Consider the following 17,378-nt stretch of genomic DNA (forward strand, 5'->3'; position numbering starts at 1 on the left):
CCACGGCGCTCGTTTTCATTATGGGACTCTCACCCCATGGGCTAACAGCCTCTACACCCGAAAGCCGGAAATGGCTTGCTCCAGTCCGCCGGCTTGCTGGGCTACGGCCTGAGCAGCCTGGACATTGTCGTTTGCCACCGCAGAGTTGACCGACGTCAGATCGCTGATCGCCGAGACATTCTGCCCAACCTCCTCCGATACTAGGCTCTGCTGCTCAACAGCAGCGGCGATCTGATGGCTGGTATCCATGATCTGCTGCATATCCGTCATGATGAGGTTGATTTTCTGCTCCGCGCTTTCAGCTTGCACGACGCTCTGCCCGCCCAGCTCGCGGCAATGACCGATATGCTCAACCACCTGCCCCGTCTGAGCCTGCAGAGAGCTAATAATCGTGGTGATCTCCTCTGTCGACTGGCGGGTACGCAGCGCCAGGGTGCGCACCTCATCGGCAACCACGGCAAAGCCGCGCCCCTGCTCTCCGGCACGGGCGGCCTCGATAGCGGCATTGAGTGCCAGCAGGTTGGTCTGCTCGGCAATATCTTTGATCACATCCAGTACCGAGCCAATGTTGTCCGACAGGCTGGACAGGTTAGACACCTGCTCGCTGGTACCGGCCAAATCCTCGGACAATTCACCGATCTTGCGTTTGGTGTCAGCCACTTCCTGCAAGCCGTCAGTCGCCCCCCGGAAACTGCGCTCGGCATTGCCTGCCGCCGTTTCGGTATTACTGGCGATTTCACGGATCGTCATCCCCATCTCGGTCACTGCCGCCGCCACCGATTCGGTTTCCCCCTGCTGCTGGCGCAAGGCTTGTTCAGCTTCGTTACTGCGCTGCTGGAGCTGGAGCGACGCACAGCCCAATTCAGACACGGCCAACTTCACATCACCGACTAACTGGCGCAAACTGCCCAGCAGGTAATTAAAATTCGCTGCCATCTCGGCCAATTCATCACCGCCCTCCTGATCCGCGGTACGGGTCAGATCATGACTGGTCGCAATTTCTGCCATCAGCTGGCTCATACCGACCAAGCGGCGGTTGATTGACTGACTTATCCACCATGACAGACAAAGCAGTACGGCAACCACCAGCACAACGGCAACCAGCAACATGGATGACAGCTGCTGCTGGGCATCAGCAACGGTCTTGCCTAGCTGTTGCTTGACGTGATCAAACATTTCTTCGACTTGGTGGGCTTGTTCCCGGATATCGCCACGTAGCCCTTGGTTATGGCTTAGACCAATCTGACTCAATTGTTGGCGGACCTGCTCGGTGGCGTGCTGGAAGCGCTGATAGTCAGCCCCCAACCACACTGAAAACTGTTCGTCATAAGCCTGCTTTTTAGCAACAAAATCAGAGGCACTGTCCTGGGTACCCTCAAGCACCATCACCTTGCTTGCCATCACTAGGGAAAACAGCGAGCTGACATCTTCCAATTGTTCGTCAGCCACCTCCACGACGTTATCGGCCGCAGCAAAGTATTCACGCAGCATACCTTCATCAGGCGTGAGGCCAAGCTGCTGATAACCAGCCATCAGAGCCAGCATCCCCTGGCGGTAATTGGCCATGACATGCCCGAGCTGAGCTAACTCAGGAAGAGACAGCGATAAACTTTGCGCCTGCTCTGATAGCTGAGACTCTAACGCTTTGAAGCGATTGAAATTGCCTTCAAAGGTAGCCTGGTACTTCATATCCATCCGCATCAGGAAGTCTTTTTCATTGCGACGCAAATTCAGCAGCGCAACCTCCATCTCACTGACTGTCGTCATCGACTGGTTGATGCTAACCACCCGCTCACCAGCCTTTAAGCCGATGGCGAGCACTGCGCCTAATGCCACGACTGAGATTAACGTCAGCCCCAACAATTTAAATTTGATTTTCATTACCCTTCCTGTTGTCGCTCTACACTGCCTGACTGCAGCAACCTATATTAATCGGCACAGCAGAAAATCACTTGAAACAAAAAATGAATGTTTCATTTTCAAGCGACCTGCCTCGCAAAAAAAATCATATAGAGTTCATAAAGATGGCCAGTTTTAACTCACCAAAAAAATTTATGCCATGGCGGTGTCTAACCGAATATCGCGCGATGGTGATGGGAATACAGCGCCAGGCTGCGGTAGGCCGAGCTTGAGCAGGCATCGGGGCTGATCGGTAACCAAACCCGCTCTGTCTCCCCTTCGAGTCGCCAAAGGAGGATGAGGCCGGAACGCACACGTGAAGATTGCAGTCGCCATGATTGGCCTTGCCAGCGAATATATCCCTCGCTGGAGATCTGAAGCCTGCCAGTCAGAGCGCCAATATTGAGCAAGCGCCTCTCACCTTCACAGATCAGCCACCAAGCAACAGCGAAAAAAGCCGGCAGGGGAAGTGTCTGGCGAAATACGCAGAGAAGCAACAGAACAAGCGCACTGGCATACAACAATACCAGCGCGCCCATTAAACGGCAGGAAGGAGTGAGGGTGAGATCAGCGAAGCTTGCTGTTGTTGTGGGCAACAATCTTATCGACCATTGCGGCATGGGCCGGGTTTTCACTGCGGCCGTGCTGCATCATCCAGGTAAACAGATCAGGATCATCACACTTAAGGAGAGAGACAAAATCCAGCTGCTCTTGCTCGGACAGCGTATCGAAGCACTCCTCGAAAAACGGCATGATAATCACATCCAACTCCAGCATACCGCGGCGGCACGCCCACTTAACCCGTGCTTTATCGTCTGCACTCAACATTTTACAACCTCATTACTGATCCCGGGGCGGCCTTTGGAGGGTGCGAGTCGATCGCAATAGCCCCGGACGTTAACAATGAGCACCATACTAGCAGCCCGTCAAGCCAGCGACCATGAGGTAGCACAAACATTACCCCAAGTTGAGAGCTAGGATCGATTTTGTATTGCGCGCTCTCGCCCGTCATACCGCCAGCAATAACTGACCTGTTTCCTTGGGTATTATGCTGACAAATTCCAGCGAGCGCTTTAACATAGGCTCTATAACATCTCTCAACTGGAAGTCCTATGAGCAACTGGTCTAAAAACCTCAATTTTGATCGAATCCCCCTCTCTTCGGGCGATTCCCTGCCTTCCCTCGCTCTCATTGATCTCTCTAACTGGGCATTGGTCACCCTGATTGGTGATGACAAAAAGTCTTACCTGCACGGCCAGGTAACCTGTGATGTGGTGGGACTTGCCGCCGACCAGAGCACTTTGGCCGGGCACTGCGATGCCAAAGGCAAGCTAAGGACAGTGTTCCGTTTGTTCCACCACAATGACGGCTATGGTTTCTTGCAGCGCCGCAGCGTCATGGCCACTCAGCTCCCGGAGCTGAAAAAATACGCCATTTTCTCCAAGGTCGATATCGAGGCGAGCAATGATGTTCTGCTCGGCATTGCCGGCAGCGAAGCCGATACGCAGGTTGCCCAGCTGTTCGGTGGCGAAGGCGATGTCCGTGCCGTCAATGGCGGGACTGCCGTTAAAATCGACAGCCAGCGTTGGTTGCTGTCGTTACATGCCGATGCCGCTGGCGATATTGCCAACCAGCTGGCAACCTCTGCCGTACTGAGCGATGACAGCCTGTGGGATCTGTACGATATCCGCGCCGCGATCCCTCGGGTTGATGCCGCCACCGAGCTCGAGTTCATCCCCCAGGCAGTAAACCTGCAGGCCCTTGGCGGGATCAGCTTTACCAAAGGCTGCTACACCGGCCAGGAGACCGTAGCCCGGGCCAAATACCGCGGGATCAACAAGCGGGCAATGTACATTGTCAGCGGCCCAGCCGAACACTGCCCACAAGCCGGTGACAGCCTGGAGCGCAGCGTCGGCGAGAACTGGCGCAAGGGCGGCACGATTGTGGCCGGCTACCAATTTACCGATGGCCAAGCCACGGCATTGGTCGTACTACCCAACGATCTGGATGAGGGCACGGCTTTCCGCCTGGCTGGGGCCGAGGACGTATGGCACCAGCAAGCCCTGCCTTATTCGCTGGATGACAACGGCTAAGCAATGAATACCCCGGTTACTCATTACCTAGACAAAGAAGGCGTGGAATACCGCCTTCTCCACCACAGCCAGCCGGCCAAGACGATTGAGGAAGCCGCCCGCGAGCGCGGGGTCGATCCCCGGCAGATGGTCAAATCCATTTTGCTGCGGGATATGGCAGGATTCCACGTCCTGGCGTGTGTGCCCGGCCCGGCCCAGGTTGACCCGAAAAAAGTCCGTGCAATGTTCGGCTGCCGACGAATGACCTGCGCCGATGCCAGCGATGTCGAGAAAGTCACCGGGCTGGTCATCGGCACGGTGGCCCCCATCGGGCTCAAGCGCCCGCTGCCGGTCATTTTCGATCATCAGATCACTGCCCACACTTTGGTCAATATCAGCAGCGGTGACCGGATGGCCGGCGTCGAGCTGGCCACCGATGATCTGCTGGTGCTCTGTGATCCGCTGTTTGCCGATATTTGCCGCTAAACTGGAGTTGCATGAACAATATCAACTGGCGAGGGATTGACCTCAACCTGCTGGTCGCCTTCTCGGCCCTGATGGAGACCCGCAGTGTCACCAAAGCCGCCGCAAAATTGTCGATTGGCCAGTCGGCCATGAGCCACAACTTATCCCGGTTGCGGGCCCTGCTCGACGATCCCTTGTTCGAGCGCCGCGGCCACCAGATGATCGCCACCGAGAAAGCGGTGGAGCTCATCCCGGTTGTGGAACATATCCTCCAGCTGATCACCAGCGAGATCCTCCAGCCAGACGAGTTCTCCGCCAAAGAATATCAGGGCACTTTCCGGATCGGCCTGACCGACTATGCCGAGCTGCTGTTTGCCCCGGCGCTGTTTGATGCTATCCGCGAAGCAGCGCCGCACAGCCAGCTCAGCTTCTGCAACGTTGACCGCAACAACTACCAGCAGGCCACCGAGAGCCAGAAAATCGATCTGATTATCGGCTCGATGACCAACCTGCCCCATGAGTTCGACAGCCAATATCTCTATACCGAAGATCATGTTTGCCTGTTCGACGCCAAGGCCACCGGCCTGGCCTCGCCGATCGATCTGGCCCGCTATATCCAGACGCCGCAGGCGCTGGTGTCGCCAGATGGCAAATTACTGACCAACGTCGACAACCAGCTGCAGCAACAGGGCTTCCAGCGCCAAATTGCCGTAGGCTCCAGCAGTTTCCTGACTATTCGCCATCTGCTGAGCGGACGGAACTTGCTGTGCGTGGTCTCGACCCTGATGGCCCGGCTCGATGTGTTCCACGATAACCTGAGCCAATGCCGGCCACCGGTCGACATTCCCGACTTTGATATCAACATGCTTTGGCTGCGTCGCAATACCAACCACCCGCGCCTGCAATGGTTGCGCCAGTGCGTCGCCGATGCGGTTACCCTACGCGTTGAAGAGCTACGCCAAACGAGTTAACGTCCACAAAAAAGCGCAGCTCTTTAGCTGCGCTTTTTGATTGCGTCACCCGCTACTGTTTCCCTTCAGGCTCGCTGATCTGGTAGAGCTTGTGCTCGTCGCAAGGCTCCTTGCAGCCACACTCCTTATCGACCCCGACATTGGCGAGCCCGCCGCAGCTCCCCTGGATGGCTTTTTTGCGGAACACCCAGCCGATAGCCATCGCGCCGATCACCAACAGAAAAACCAGTACCGTGAACAAATAAGTCATAGCTTAAAGCCTCCTAGCTTGGTCAGTCCATTGACGTTGATAGTACCACTTGCCGTCATACCAATTTTAGCGGGTTTCGCCGCTTTCTTGCTGCCGCACCCACACCCGCAATCGCCTTTCTCGCGCTTGCACGGGCGGCCCTGCTCGGCTGCCAGCAATGGCTCTCTAGCAACCTTACCGCCCAGGACATCTTGCACCGACGCTCTGTTAGGTACTCGGAACACCGCAAAGCCGGCGCGCAGCAAGCGGGCCAACGAGCGCTGGCCGACATTGCCAAGCAAGAGAGTCTTCACATTGTGCGCAGCCAATTGGGCCTGAAGCTGCTTTTTATGTTTACAGCCCACCTCTATACGTCCGTGGTTAACCAACTCGGCAATCAACTGCCCCTGCTCATCGTAAACAACAAAACCGGCGGCTTTGCCGAAGTGCCCGGCCACCTCATGGTTGGGGGTGATGGCAATAGCTACTGACATGATGGCTCCTTTTCATTATTTGGCTTGGCGACACTGTCCAGCTCCAGTGCCATACCTTTAACCAATGCGCTCGCCACTTTGTGCCTGGCCGCTGAAACGATATTACCCAGTGTCTGGCGCGAGACCCCAAGCTCTTGCGCTGCGTCTTGCTGACTAAGCCCATTGAGGTCGACCAAACGCAATGCTTCTAGCTCATCGGCTGCCAACGGCATGGAGTCGAGTTCGGACATCGGCACCCCGTTAGGCTTGAAACAACTGTAAGCTGGTCGGCATCGGATCCGACGCTGGATTTTCGGTCTGGGCATAGCTCGCTAATTAGTTGATGGCTAAAAACTGTTATTATTGGCATATGCCAATAATAATCTTTGATCCAAAGCAGTTTTCTTGCTGATCAGTCCAGTTATCACAATCAGCATTTTCCTCTATGTAGCACGACGAGATACACAATATTGTCATTTCCAGGGTCCATTTTCCGGCTGCCAAATTCGCTGCTTTTTTATCCACCTAGGCATTCAATAATTATAAGTCTCTAAAAGTATTTGATTAATTGAAAACCATGCAAGAAAACGTGAATAATATTCGCTCTCAATACGTTAACCCATAACATACACCAGCAGAATAAAAATCTGCTCACACCGCTATAGAAAAAAGAAAAAGTAAACCCAAGGTTATTTAACATCCCTATTATGCTGAAGGCATCACAAAAGCATCATGCGCATTGTTTTATAATTCTGGCCGTCAAAAACAAAAGGAAAGGTTGGCTAACTATGCGGATGTTCAAACGCTACGTGCCGAAGATGATCGCAAAGCACGTAAGTCGTTTATTCAGTGGAAGGATCTACATTGACGGTCGGGGCGGCTATGAATTTAACAATGGTCTGCTACTGGTGCCAGTGAAGGCACAACAGCGCCATTACCAAACGGTAAACGAAATCAACCAAGAAATTCGTCGCCTCAAGGACTGCTGATATCGCAGAAAAAAGAAAAGCCCATGATGGGCTTTTCTTTTATCCGGCCAGCCATCAATGGCTAGTCACTGTCTTCATCAACCAAGTCCGAATAGCTGTCGGCATCGAGCAAGTCGGCAAACTCCCCGTCATCTTCAACTTTGAGCTGAAACAGCCAACCGTCACCATAGGGATCACTGTTGACCAGCTCGGGCGAGCCTTCCAAATCTTCATTGATAGCAATCACAAACCCAGATAACGGCGCGTAGATATCCGAGGCAGCCTTGACCGACTCCGCCACCGCACAGTCCTCACCCGCTTCCGTCGCTGCGTCAATTTCCGGCAGATCGACAAACACCATGTCACCCAGTAGCGACTGGGCATGATCGGTAATACCCACCGTAAATATCCCGTCGCCTTCATGGCGGACCCATTCATGGGTATTGGTAAACTTCAACTCAGAGGGAATATAGCTCATAGTGAAACTTCCTTATGAAAGCCTGCCTATCGCCACTCTCATGCGGGCCAGCAGTATCAGTTATCGCAGGGACGAGCATAAGCCAGTATTTATCAGGGCTAACAAGCTGAAAACTAACGCCTGGGCCGGTTACTGCTAGCTCTGTATTTTTCCTGATATTTAATGTAGGAGAAAATCACCAAATTAGATAACAATTTTTTGTCATTTCCATCAATCATCCCGGCTCTCCCTGTTTCGTCCCTTACCGGTCAAGATGTTATGGGTTTCATCCATACTGACAGCAGGCACAAAAAAACCGCCAGCTCGGCGGTTTTGAACGCGTGGTATATCGTCAGGCCTGCGGGCATCTGCTTCAGTGCCGGGCCAGCTCTGGCAACTCGCCGCTTAGCCCGAGCGCCCGGCGCATAAATTCGTCTTTCAGGCCCGGAGCCTTGTCGGCAAACAGCATGCCCAGATCACGCACCAGCTTCTTGGCCGGATGACTGCCGTCGAACAGATCCCGGAAGCCTTGCATCGCCGCGATCATTTTTGCCGCTTCCGCTTTGCGCCAGCGCTCGTATTGGCGCAGGTGGCTCTGACGGCCGATATCTTTCTCTGCCAGCCACAGCTGCTTGAGCTCCTGGGCCAAGCTGGCAGCGTCCAACAGGCCTAGGTTGACCCCCTGCCCCGCCAACGGATGGATGGTATGGGCGGCATCACCGACCAATGCCACACGCTCACGGACAAAGTCACGGGCATAACGCATCTTGAGCGGGAAAGCCTGGCGTTCGCCCTCGACCTTGCACAGCCCCAAGCGGTTGTCGAACGCCGCGGTCAAGCGCTTGTTGAATTCCTGCTCCGGCATTTCGCACAAGCGGCTCGCCTCTTCGGGCGGCAGCGACCAGACAATCGAGCACAGATCCGACTCGGCCAGCGGCAGGAAGGCCAGCGGCCCTTCCGGACGGAAGATCTGCCGTGCCGTGTCCTGGTGCGGCTCGCTGCAGCGGATGTTGGCCACAACAGCACTGTGACCGTAATCCCAATGGGTCAAAGGGATAGCCAGCTGCTGACGCACCCAGGAGTTGGCGCCATCGGCCCCCACCACCAGCTTGGCCGTGAGGTTGCGGCCAGATGCCAGGCTAAGCCACGCTTCACTCTCACCAAAGGCGATGCTCTGGCAGCGCTCCGGCGCCAGCAGGGTCACGTTCGGCAACTGCTTGACACGATCCAACAATGACAGCTGGATCACCCGGTTTTCGACGATATGCCCCAAGTCCGGCTGTGCCAGCCGGGCGGCATCGAATGCGATACTGGCAAAGCTGTCCTGCTCCCATACCTGCATCTTGCTGTAGGGCGCCATCCGCCTTGCCGCGATTCCTTCCCAGGCATCAACCCGACGCAGGATGCGCTCACTGGCTCGGCTCAGCGCCGACACCCGAACATCCGGTAGAGGCTCGAGCGCCGTCTCAGGTAGCTTACCTTCAATCACGGCGACCCGCAGTTCCGTATCGGCCAGGGCTGCCGCTAGGGTCAGTCCCACCATACCGCCGCCAATAATGGCGACATCAACACTTTGCATCATGGTTATCTATCTACCTGTCCCATTGCCCGCCGAACCAGCGGGGCTTTCAATACATCTACACATTCCATCGCCATCAGGCCAAGGTTGCGGCCAGCCACGAAAGGCATGCTGTCATTGGCAAACACCCCAACCAAGCCTGCCGTCATGCCCACTGTTGCCTCACGGTCCGGCTCCCGACGCTGGCGGTAGCGGCTCAGTACCCGGATATGGCCGGCATCACCGGTTTGATCCCATTCACGGCAAACTTCCTCGGCCAGGCTCATCACGTCACGCAGGCCAAGGTTGAATCCCTGCCCGGCAATAGGATGCAGCGCCTGCGCCGCATTGCCTACTACGGCAACCCGGTGCGAGGTCAGGCGCTGGGATTGGCGCAGCGATAGCGGATAGGCATGACGCACGCCAGTCTGGCTCAAGCGACCAAGACGCCAGCCGAATGCCTGCTGCAGTTTGGCAAGAAACGTCTCGTCATTCCACCCCATCACTTCGGCCTGATCACCCGGACGGATACACCATACCAAGGAACTGCGCCCTTCCGACATCGGCAGCAGCGCCACCGGCCCCTGCGGGGTAAAGCGTTCAAATGCCCGCCCCTGATGAGCTTCCTCGGTGGTCACATTGGCGATCACCGCCACCTGCGCGAAATCATGCTCGCTGCGGCCCAGCCCAAGCATGTCACAGACTGACGACTGGGCACCATCAGCAGCCACCACCAAGCGACTGTGCAGCTGCTCGCCATTGTCCAATACCAGGTCGATCCCTTGCTGGTGGCGCTCGATCTCGGCGATCCGAGCCGGACAGAACAGATCGACCTGATCCAGCTTGGCGAGTTTGTGATGAAAGATCCGGCCGGCATCGGCCAGCTCTACCACGTAGCCCAAGGCCTCCACCGCCTGCTCGCGGGCGTCAAGGTGGACAATACCGGCATGGCCGCGATCGGAAACATGGATCTGGGAGATCGCCGTTGCCACGCCAGCTAGCGCCGTCCAGCAGCCAATGGTATCAAGTAGCTGCGCCGAACCAAGAGACAGAGCGATACTGCGCGCATCATAGCCAGGATGCCGATCCAGCTTCGGCTCCACCGCTTCCACGACGGCAATCCGCAGCCTGCCGCCACCGAGTTTATCCAATGCAATTGCCAAGGTTGCGCCGGCCATTGCCCCGCCGGCTATCACGACATCGTACTGCTTCACATCCGTCCCTTAACTGTCAATCCTGTGATTAATGGAGGGTGGGTTTGTCTGCGGCTTCGTCTTCAACATCACCGCGCTGGCTCAGGCCAACCAAACACGTCAGCACACACTCCGGTACATAAGCCACCACGTTGTCGAACAGCATGGCCTGCTCTTGCATGTCTTCGTCTTCATCGACACCAAGCTGGGCAATCTCTTCCAACGCAGCGACCGCTTCGGTCACATCGTCAGACAATTGCTTCTTGTCCATCCCCATCAGGCCAAGACCTGAAATAAAATTGGTCACCCATTCGCTCAGGGCCTCGGCACGCAGCATCAGCTCACTGCCCTCAGCAGGCAGCAGCAGCTCGACCGTAAACTCCATCTCAGCCAGCTCGGCCGCCGTCGAGCTGAACAGAGTTTGGGTCAAACCGCCGAGCTCACTTGCCGCTGCAGCAAATACCGAGCGAACCGCCGTCTTGGCACCATCGGTCAATGCTTCGCCCTGGTTGGCATAGTCGCAGACCGGTGCCAGCCACTGCTCAGCGTCAACAGCCATCCCGCCGCAAATCATCCCGCAGAGCAGGCCATGCAGCTCTGACGGGGTAACGGCCAGGCCTTGCTCTTTCAGCATCGGCTCTAGGGTTTCATAGCTAGGTAGTTTTACGTCGCTCATGGGCGGTTCACCTTATTGTCATGGGTGTAAATCGTCTTGTGGTATGCTACCACTTATCCAAAAGTGCAGTCACTCGGCATTTCCGGTCTTAGGGCGATGTTTACCTCAATCTGGTTAATATCTGATTAATTAGACACAATTCGTTCTAAAGCATGACGGGGTCACTTGCATGTTGATAGGGCTTTTTCTATATTGGCCTTCTAGCGCATATCGCAGCGGAATGCCAAATTGGACGATCTGGCACGGAGCAGATTAAACATTTATGAGTAACCAGGCAGTAGAAATTCAGGTATATGGCCGCACCTTCAAGGTGAATTGCCCAGCAGGCCAGGAAGACGCCCTGCGTGCAGCAGCCGCCGATTTTGACCAACGCTTGAAAGATCTTTCCGAGCGCACCAAAATCACCAACGCCGAACAGCTGCTGATGTTTACCGGTTTGAATATTTGTAACGAGTTGCATAGCGAGCGCCAAGAACAACAACGTAATGCTGAAAGATTATCCAACAGAATCAACGAGATGGAAGATTTGTTGGAGAAAGCATTGCAATATCAGCCAAAGCGTTGATAATGAATTGACCCTGGGGTGTGCGTCAGCGGATTAACGTCCCCGAGCCGATAAGCAAAAACCCAGGATCAGCTTTAATTAGCTATTGAGCATGCTCGGCACGTACCGAGAAGCCTACGGTTAATGTTGCTGATCCACCTTGAACATCTGGTTCAAGGGCCACAATTCGCAACGGCACCTTGGGGCATACCTTTCAGATGAAGCCACAGCGGCATAGCATGCCGGCTATCATCCACTCTCTTTCTTTTCCACAGAACCTTTTGTCACTGGACGACCTATGAGATCTGCGGTACATGCATCAGCCACCCGGCAACACATCCGTCAGCAAACCCGAGAACGTCGACGCCAGCTAACGCCCGTCCAGCAATTAGCCGCGGCACAAGAACTCGTCGAACACTGCAAGCAGGCCACCAGTCTCCTTGGAGCCCAGCATATTGCACTATACCTGGCCAATGACGGCGAGCTCGATACCACTCCTGTGATTGAATGGTTGTGGCAACAAGGTAAAGATGTCTACTTGCCGGTCCTCCACCCTTTCAGCAAAGGACACCTGCTGTTTCTCCACTATACACCAACGACACGGATGACCCGCAACCGGTACGGCATCCAGGAGCCCGTACTGGATATCCGGCTGGTGAAACCAATCCCGCAACTGGATGTCATCTGCACCCCCTTGGTGGCGTTTGACAATACCGGCCAGCGCCTTGGCATGGGCGGCGGATATTACGACCGAACCCTGAGCCTGTGGCACAGTGAGCAACGCGGCCCGCGCCCGGTCGGCCTGGCCCATGACTGCCAGCAAGTCGACAGCCTGCCCTTCGAGGCCTGGGATGTGCCGCTGCCCGAGATCATCACCCCTTCTTACCACTTTCACTGGTAAGTACTCGCCAACCTTGTAACCAAGCGAACATCGCGGTTGATTGGCCACAGCCTGACGCAAACGTTTGTTTTTAAGTGCCGTTTCGAACACCTTAACCCTATGTTATTAATAGAATTGTCTTTTTCCTTTCACTAAGGTTGCCGTTATCGGGCCAGATAGGGACTGACGACAGACCGCTATTTGGCTATAATCGGCGCTCCGCGCAACGTTTGTCATCACTAGGAGATAAGCATGACACAAGATGAAATGAAGAAAGCTGCTGGCTGGGCTGCTCTGGAATACGTAAAGAAAGGCAGCATTGTCGGTGTCGGTACTGGCTCGACGGTTAATCACTTCATCGATGCTTTGGCTACCCGCAAAGAAGAAATCAAAGGTGCAGTATCAAGCTCTGTCGCCTCAACAGAGCGCCTTGAGCAGATCGGTATCCCTGTATTTGATGCCAACGAAGTCTCTAGCCTGGACGTTTACGTTGATGGCGCCGACGAAATCAACGGCGACTTCGACATGATCAAAGGCGGCGGCGCAGCCCTGACCCGTGAAAAAATCGTTGCCGCGATTGCCAAGCAGTTTATCTGTATCGTCGATGATACCAAACAGGTCGATGTGCTGGGTAAATTCCCACTACCGGTTGAAGTGATCCCTATGGCACGCTCTTTCATCGGCCGTGAGCTGGTTAAGCTCGGTGGCGATCCTGAGTACCGCGAGGGCTGCATCACGGACAACGGCAATATGATCCTGGATGTCCACAACATGGCAATCACTGATCCGAAAGCGATGGAAGATAAGATCAACGCCCTACCAGGCGTAGTAACCGTTGGCCTGTTCGCCCACCGCGGTGCAGACGTACTGCTGGTCGGTAGCCCTGAAGGCGTGAAAAAATTCGAAAAGTAATCGCCTTGCCCCTTTTTCAACTTGGTTGACCAGAAAAAGGCGCTTTATGCGTTACTCACTTTCAAAACGGCATAATATATGCCGTTTTTTATTATCAATCCTGTAATATTCTTACCCATTATGGTCATTTTTTGGTAACTTAACTGGCAGAGCATGTAAGCAAACGAATGTGGTGCTCATGGACAGCCCGTACACAGGAAATCTATTCCTTCCTTTTCCTGCCTCTGCCTGGCTCCCATGAGCCCCTCAGCCCTAGCGTTAAGGATGAGTATCAATGGCTAAAGTTTCACTGGAAAAAGACAAAATTAAGATCCTGCTGTTAGAAGGCGTTCACCCTTCGGCAATCGAAGTACTGCAGCAGGCGGGCTACAGCAATATCGAATACCACAAAGGCTCACTCTCCGGTGACGAGCTGATTTCCGCCATTGAAGATGCCCACTTCGTGGGTATCCGCTCCCGTACCCAGCTGACCGAAGACGTGTTCAGCGCCGCGCAAAAGTTAATTGCGGTCGGTTGCTTCTGTATCGGTACCAACCAAGTTGACCTTGCTGCCGCGGCCAAACGCGGGATCCCGGTATTCAATGCACCATTCTCCAATACCCGAAGCGTGGCCGAGCTGGTACTGGGGGAAATCCTGTTGCTGCTGCGCGGGATCCCGGAAAAAAATGCCAAAGCCCACCGTGGCGAATGGCTGAAGTCTGCCGATCACTCTTTCGAAGCCCGCGGCAAGCGCCTTGGGATCATCGGCTACGGCCATATCGGTACCCAGCTTGGCATCCTGGCAGAAAACCTCGGTATGAAGGTGTACTTTTACGACATCGAGAACAAGCTGTCGCTGGGCAATGCCACCCAGGTACCATCGCTGACCGAGCTGCTCAACAAGTGTGATGTGATCAGCCTGCACGTACCGGAAACCCCTGAAACCCAGGACATGATGGGGGCCGAGGAGTTTGCCCGCATGAAACCGGGCGCTATCTTCATCAACGCCGCCCGCGGTACCGTGGTCGATATCGATTCACTGTGCAGTGCCCTGGAAAGCAACCATATTGCCGGCGCGGCGATCGACGTGTTCCCGGTAGAGCCCAAGACCAACAACGACCCGTTCGAAAGCCCATTAACAAAATACGATAATGTGCTGCTCACCCCGCACATCGGTGGCTCGACCCAGGAGGCCCAGGCCAATATCGGTGTGGAAGTCGCAGGCAAGATGGCCAAATACTCTGACAACGGCTCGACCCTGTCTGCCGTTGGCTTCCCTGAGGTATCGCTGCCTGAGCACAAGGACTGTTCGCGCCTGCTGCACATCCACGAAAACCGCCCGGGGATCCTCAACCAGATCACCACAATCTTTGCCTCGGAAGGGATCAACATCGCCGCCCAGTACCTGCAAACCGGTCCTGAAATCGGCTACGTGGTTATCGATGTCGAGACCGAGCGCTCGGAGCAGGCCCTGGCCAAACTCAAGGCCATCGACGGCACCATCCGGGCCCGTATCCTGCACTAAGCCAGAACGGCGACCTAAAACGACAAAGGAGAGCAGATGCTCTCCTTTTGTTTTAGATGTGGTTCTGCGGTTCTGCGGTTCTGCGGTTCTGCGGTTCTGCGGTTCTGCGGTTCTGCGGTTCTGCGGTTCTGCGGTTCTGCGGTTCTGCGGTTCTGCGGTTCTGCGGTTCTGCGGTTCTGCGGTTCTGCAAGAAGAATCCCCAAACTACACCCACAGTCAATCTACACACTATAGATAAATTAACACTGCTAATTTCCCCTTTAGGACCAAGTACCTAGATGATCCATAGCTCCGTATTTCACCCTATAGGGCCACAGTACCTTAGTGCCATAGCCCCGCTCTATCCTACTCTTCCAGCTTAAACACCACCTCGACCCGGTCGCGGATAGTGATCTGGGTGTCCTGGTAGCTCACCGCACTCTCCGGTGCCGCGTCCATCGCCATGCGCATCATCATCGGGCGCGGCTGGCTGGCCTGGTAGGAAATCTGCCATACCCCGTCGAGTGATTCACCGAACCCTTTGGCCAGCGACTCCGCTTTGGCTATGGCATCTTTGATCGCCGCCTGACGTGCTTGCTCTAGGTACTCGTCTTCGTTGCTGACCTTGAGCTCGATGTTGTTGATACGGTTGATACCATCACCCAACGCGCTATCAAGGTAGGTATTGAGGTTGTCCAGTTCGTTGACCGTTACCGTCACGTGGCGGCTGGCACGGTAGCCCTTGAGCTCAGGCTCTTTGTCTTTCGGGTAATGGTACTGAGGCTGGAGGCTGATATTCGCGCTCTGGATCTGGTTACGCTCGATTCCCTCTTCAAGCAAACGCGCCACGAAGGCTTCAACCGCTTGATCCACCGCTTGCTTGGCTTCTTTGGCTGTCGGACGGATTTCTTCTACTGCCACGGCAAATACTGCCATATCCGGCTGGGCCGTCACTTCACCGTTACCGGTTGTCTGCAAATGCGGAACACTGACCGAGGCCGCAGCGATACCACTGGTGCCCATTAAACCCAACCCTAACATCACTGCGATAAGTTGTTTTTTCATCTGTCTTATTCCTATTATCCGAGTCTGTTTTTTCATACTTTGTCCATATGACAACAGGCTAAGACAAAAAATTCCCTTAAATAAGAATTTTTTGTACATTGTTTTATTGAGGTGGTACCTTCCCTGCATATTGGGCCAGTTGCTCAGACAGATCTGACAGTACCCCACTCTCCAGTGCCCAGTGATGCCAATACATTCGGCGGGCCGGAAAAATATCGCGGGTTAAGTTCACCAGCAAACCCGAGTCCAACTCCTGCTGGATCTGGATCCGTGGGATCAAACAATAAGCAATCCCTTCTACGGCCATCCTGACGAATGCCTCTGATGAGCGGACGGTGTGTTTCATCACGCAGCCGAATGGCAAGTTGAAATGCTGATGGATAAAGCGCTCATGCATATCATCATGATGATCAAATGTCACCCCGGGTGCAGCCAGTAAGGTGTCGCGGTTTACTCCCCCGGCAAAATACTTGTCGGCAAACGATGGGCTGGCGACGCAAAGAAAGTCCACCCTGCCCAGGTAATCGGCGACACACCCCGGCATCGGGGTCGATTCCATACTGATCGCCCCGACCACTTCACCACTGCGCAGTCTATCCAGGGTACGGGCCTCGTCTTCGATCATCAAATTGAGTTCAATACGCCGTGCGCGCAGCAGTGGGCTTAGTGCTGGCAACAGCCAGGTGGCCAGTTCGAAGGTAACGACCGGGTCGCTTTTGCCATCGGTACTATCTTGGCCTCGTTTGTCTGGTTCTATACCCTGTCGCTAGGGGCTGCTAAATTAGGCCCGACCTTATCAAAACCCAAGGTAAAGCGCGGAATCGATCTGGCCGTTGCCGCTATGATGTTCTTCATCGCCACTCATCTGGCACAGGGATTATGGAGCCAATATGCAGCCTGAGAAAATAGAGCACATCTACCAGTCTAATCTGGAACTGTTCAGCCAAGCCAATGTCAATTACCAACAATGGCAGCATGAGCCAATCCTCGATTTCGAGGCGGACGAGCGGATCGGCAAGGAGCTCGGCTGGACAGCTGCGCCGACCAAAAGCCTGTTCATGAAGGTCAAAGGAGGCGGCCACTGCCTGCTGCTGACCCACCGTGACAGCCGACTCAACAGCAAGCTGGTCAAGCAGGTACTGGGCAAGCGGGTATCGGTCTGTAGCCATGACGAAATGATGGCTGCCATTGGCTGTGCGCCGGGTGCAGTGTGCCCATTCAGCCTACCAGCCGATATCACCCTGCTGGTCGACCCTATCGTATACACCTACCAGGAGCTGATGTTCACTCCAGGCAAACCGGACATGACCTTTGCTTTTGCCAGTGCCGATCTCAAGCGGTTACTGGCAACCCTACCCAACCGGGTGTTGTCTCTGCCAGCAAAAGTCGAAGTCTCATCCAATTAATGAATCGAGTAGGAGGAGGCCTCACGGCCTCCGTCCTCTCACACCACCGTACAAGCGTGGGTCGCATACGGCGGTTCCGAATATATTTTCAGTGACTCATACCCATCTCTCAATGAGTACATGCCCA

The 17,378-nt window shown here is 54.8% G+C and carries 20 protein-coding genes, 1 other RNA gene and 3 pseudogenes; 11 read left to right on the forward strand and 13 right to left on the reverse strand.

What is annotated here, in order from left to right; translation table 11 throughout:
* Positions 1 to 51: 51 nt before the first annotated feature.
* The 3 genes from C9J03_RS18930 to C9J03_RS18940 form a co-directional block, all read right to left on the reverse strand.
* Positions 52 to 1,881 (reverse strand): methyl-accepting chemotaxis protein, encoded by a 1,830-nt coding sequence (locus C9J03_RS18930; protein WP_044622510.1) that lies wholly within the window; start codon positions 1,879 to 1,881, stop codon positions 52 to 54.
* 188 nt (positions 1,882 to 2,069) lie between these two features.
* Complete coding sequence (locus tag C9J03_RS18935) at positions 2,070 to 2,495, reverse strand: protein YgfX (RefSeq protein ID WP_162845582.1); 426 nt, start codon at positions 2,493 to 2,495, stop codon at positions 2,070 to 2,072.
* Positions 2,467 to 2,727, reverse strand: coding sequence for an FAD assembly factor SdhE (locus C9J03_RS18940; protein WP_039465267.1), 261 nt, complete (start codon positions 2,725 to 2,727; stop codon positions 2,467 to 2,469). The genes C9J03_RS18935 and C9J03_RS18940 overlap by 29 nt, the downstream gene beginning before the upstream one ends.
* A gap of 284 nt (positions 2,728 to 3,011) precedes the next feature.
* Between C9J03_RS18940 and ygfZ the strand changes: the two genes are divergently transcribed.
* Genes ygfZ through C9J03_RS18960 form a run of 3 tightly spaced genes read left to right on the forward strand, consistent with a single transcriptional unit; the run spans position 3,012 to position 5,407 of the window.
* Positions 3,012 to 3,992, forward strand: coding sequence for a tRNA-modifying protein YgfZ (gene ygfZ / locus C9J03_RS18950; RefSeq protein ID WP_044622507.1), 981 nt, complete (start codon positions 3,012 to 3,014; stop codon positions 3,990 to 3,992).
* 3 nt (positions 3,993 to 3,995) lie between these two features.
* Positions 3,996 to 4,457, forward strand: a complete 462-nt coding sequence (locus tag C9J03_RS18955; RefSeq protein WP_039465275.1) for an aminoacyl-tRNA deacylase — start codon at positions 3,996 to 3,998, stop codon at positions 4,455 to 4,457.
* An 11-nt stretch (positions 4,458 to 4,468) separates the two neighbouring features.
* The gene (locus C9J03_RS18960) at positions 4,469 to 5,407 is read left to right on the forward strand and encodes a LysR substrate-binding domain-containing protein (protein ID WP_044622506.1); all 939 of its coding nucleotides are present in this window, start codon (positions 4,469 to 4,471) and stop codon (positions 5,405 to 5,407) included.
* Between the two features lie 52 nt (positions 5,408 to 5,459).
* Here C9J03_RS18960 and nqrM read toward each other — a convergent pair whose 3' ends face one another.
* Genes nqrM through C9J03_RS18975 form a run of 3 tightly spaced genes read right to left on the reverse strand, consistent with a single transcriptional unit; the run spans position 5,460 to position 6,435 of the window.
* Positions 5,460 to 5,657, reverse strand: coding sequence for a (Na+)-NQR maturation NqrM (gene nqrM / locus C9J03_RS18965; protein WP_039465282.1), 198 nt, complete (start codon positions 5,655 to 5,657; stop codon positions 5,460 to 5,462).
* Complete coding sequence (locus C9J03_RS18970) at positions 5,654 to 6,130, reverse strand: NifB/NifX family molybdenum-iron cluster-binding protein (protein ID WP_044622505.1); 477 nt, start codon at positions 6,128 to 6,130, stop codon at positions 5,654 to 5,656. Before C9J03_RS18970 ends, nqrM begins: the two co-directional genes overlap by 4 nt.
* Positions 6,121 to 6,435 carry a DUF134 domain-containing protein gene (locus C9J03_RS18975; RefSeq protein ID WP_044622504.1) on the reverse strand — a complete coding sequence of 105 codons (315 nt, stop codon included), beginning with the start codon at positions 6,433 to 6,435 and terminating at the stop codon, positions 6,121 to 6,123. The genes C9J03_RS18970 and C9J03_RS18975 overlap by 10 nt, the downstream gene beginning before the upstream one ends.
* A gap of 462 nt (positions 6,436 to 6,897) precedes the next feature.
* Between C9J03_RS18975 and C9J03_RS18980 the strand changes: the two genes are divergently transcribed.
* Positions 6,898 to 7,098 (forward strand): DUF1107 domain-containing protein, encoded by a 201-nt coding sequence (locus C9J03_RS18980; protein WP_044622503.1) that lies wholly within the window; start codon positions 6,898 to 6,900, stop codon positions 7,096 to 7,098.
* A 61-nt stretch (positions 7,099 to 7,159) separates the two neighbouring features.
* Here C9J03_RS18980 and gcvH read toward each other — a convergent pair whose 3' ends face one another.
* The 4 genes from gcvH to C9J03_RS19000 form a co-directional block, all read right to left on the reverse strand.
* Positions 7,160 to 7,546, reverse strand: coding sequence for a glycine cleavage system protein GcvH (gcvH, locus tag C9J03_RS18985; RefSeq protein ID WP_338064705.1), 387 nt, complete (start codon positions 7,544 to 7,546; stop codon positions 7,160 to 7,162).
* 361 nt (positions 7,547 to 7,907) lie between these two features.
* Complete coding sequence (locus C9J03_RS18990) at positions 7,908 to 9,116, reverse strand: FAD-dependent 2-octaprenylphenol hydroxylase (protein ID WP_044622501.1); 1,209 nt, start codon at positions 9,114 to 9,116, stop codon at positions 7,908 to 7,910.
* Positions 9,117 to 9,118: 2 nt separating this feature from the next.
* A complete protein-coding gene (ubiH, locus tag C9J03_RS18995; RefSeq protein ID WP_082060568.1) occupies positions 9,119 to 10,306 on the reverse strand; it encodes a 2-octaprenyl-6-methoxyphenyl hydroxylase in 1,188 nt (395 codons plus the stop codon).
* Between the two features lie 28 nt (positions 10,307 to 10,334).
* Positions 10,335 to 10,961 carry a UPF0149 family protein gene (locus C9J03_RS19000; RefSeq protein ID WP_044622500.1) on the reverse strand — a complete coding sequence of 209 codons (627 nt, stop codon included), beginning with the start codon at positions 10,959 to 10,961 and terminating at the stop codon, positions 10,335 to 10,337.
* A 262-nt stretch (positions 10,962 to 11,223) separates the two neighbouring features.
* Between C9J03_RS19000 and zapA the strand changes: the two genes are divergently transcribed.
* From zapA to serA, 5 genes are all read left to right on the forward strand, one after another.
* Positions 11,224 to 11,526: a cell division protein ZapA gene (zapA, locus tag C9J03_RS19005; protein WP_039465316.1), complete on the forward strand. Its 303-nt coding sequence runs from the start codon at positions 11,224 to 11,226 to the stop codon at positions 11,524 to 11,526.
* Positions 11,527 to 11,533: 7 nt separating this feature from the next.
* Positions 11,534 to 11,716: non-coding RNA, 6S RNA (ssrS, locus tag C9J03_RS19010), on the forward strand.
* An 87-nt stretch (positions 11,717 to 11,803) separates the two neighbouring features.
* Entirely contained in the window at positions 11,804 to 12,406 is a 603-nt protein-coding gene (locus C9J03_RS19015) for a 5-formyltetrahydrofolate cyclo-ligase (RefSeq protein ID WP_044622499.1), read from the forward strand.
* Between the two features lie 231 nt (positions 12,407 to 12,637).
* A complete protein-coding gene (gene rpiA / locus C9J03_RS19020) occupies positions 12,638 to 13,297 on the forward strand; it encodes a ribose-5-phosphate isomerase RpiA (protein ID WP_044622498.1) in 660 nt (219 codons plus the stop codon).
* A 274-nt stretch (positions 13,298 to 13,571) separates the two neighbouring features.
* Positions 13,572 to 14,801, forward strand: coding sequence for a phosphoglycerate dehydrogenase (serA, locus tag C9J03_RS19025; RefSeq protein ID WP_044622497.1), 1,230 nt, complete (start codon positions 13,572 to 13,574; stop codon positions 14,799 to 14,801).
* Positions 14,802 to 15,146: 345 nt separating this feature from the next.
* On the opposite strand, the gene C9J03_RS19035 is transcribed toward serA, so the two are convergent.
* Positions 15,147 to 15,845, reverse strand: a complete 699-nt coding sequence (locus tag C9J03_RS19035) for an oxidative stress defense protein (protein ID WP_044622496.1) — start codon at positions 15,843 to 15,845, stop codon at positions 15,147 to 15,149.
* A gap of 103 nt (positions 15,846 to 15,948) precedes the next feature.
* Positions 15,949 to 16,536: pseudogene (locus C9J03_RS19040) on the reverse strand (ArgP/LysG family DNA-binding transcriptional regulator); the annotation flags it as partial.
* Between C9J03_RS19040 and C9J03_RS19045 the strand changes: the two are divergent.
* Both C9J03_RS19045 and C9J03_RS19050 read left to right on the forward strand, forming a co-directional pair.
* Positions 16,528 to 16,746 (forward strand): annotated as a pseudogene (locus C9J03_RS19045) (LysE family transporter); the annotation flags it as partial. The pseudogenes C9J03_RS19040 and C9J03_RS19045 overlap by 9 nt on opposite strands.
* Entirely contained in the window at positions 16,736 to 17,251 is a 516-nt protein-coding gene (locus C9J03_RS19050; protein WP_044622495.1) for a YbaK/EbsC family protein, read from the forward strand. The pseudogene C9J03_RS19045 and the gene C9J03_RS19050, both read left to right, overlap by 11 nt.
* Before the next feature lie 38 nt (positions 17,252 to 17,289).
* Here the strand turns inward: C9J03_RS19050 and C9J03_RS27195 are convergent.
* Positions 17,290 to 17,378, reverse strand: a pseudogene (locus C9J03_RS27195) (group II intron maturase-specific domain-containing protein); the annotation flags it as partial.

The sequence above is a fragment of the Photobacterium gaetbulicola genome (assembly GCF_003025515.1).
Classification (GTDB): domain Bacteria; phylum Pseudomonadota; class Gammaproteobacteria; order Enterobacterales; family Vibrionaceae; genus Photobacterium; species Photobacterium gaetbulicola.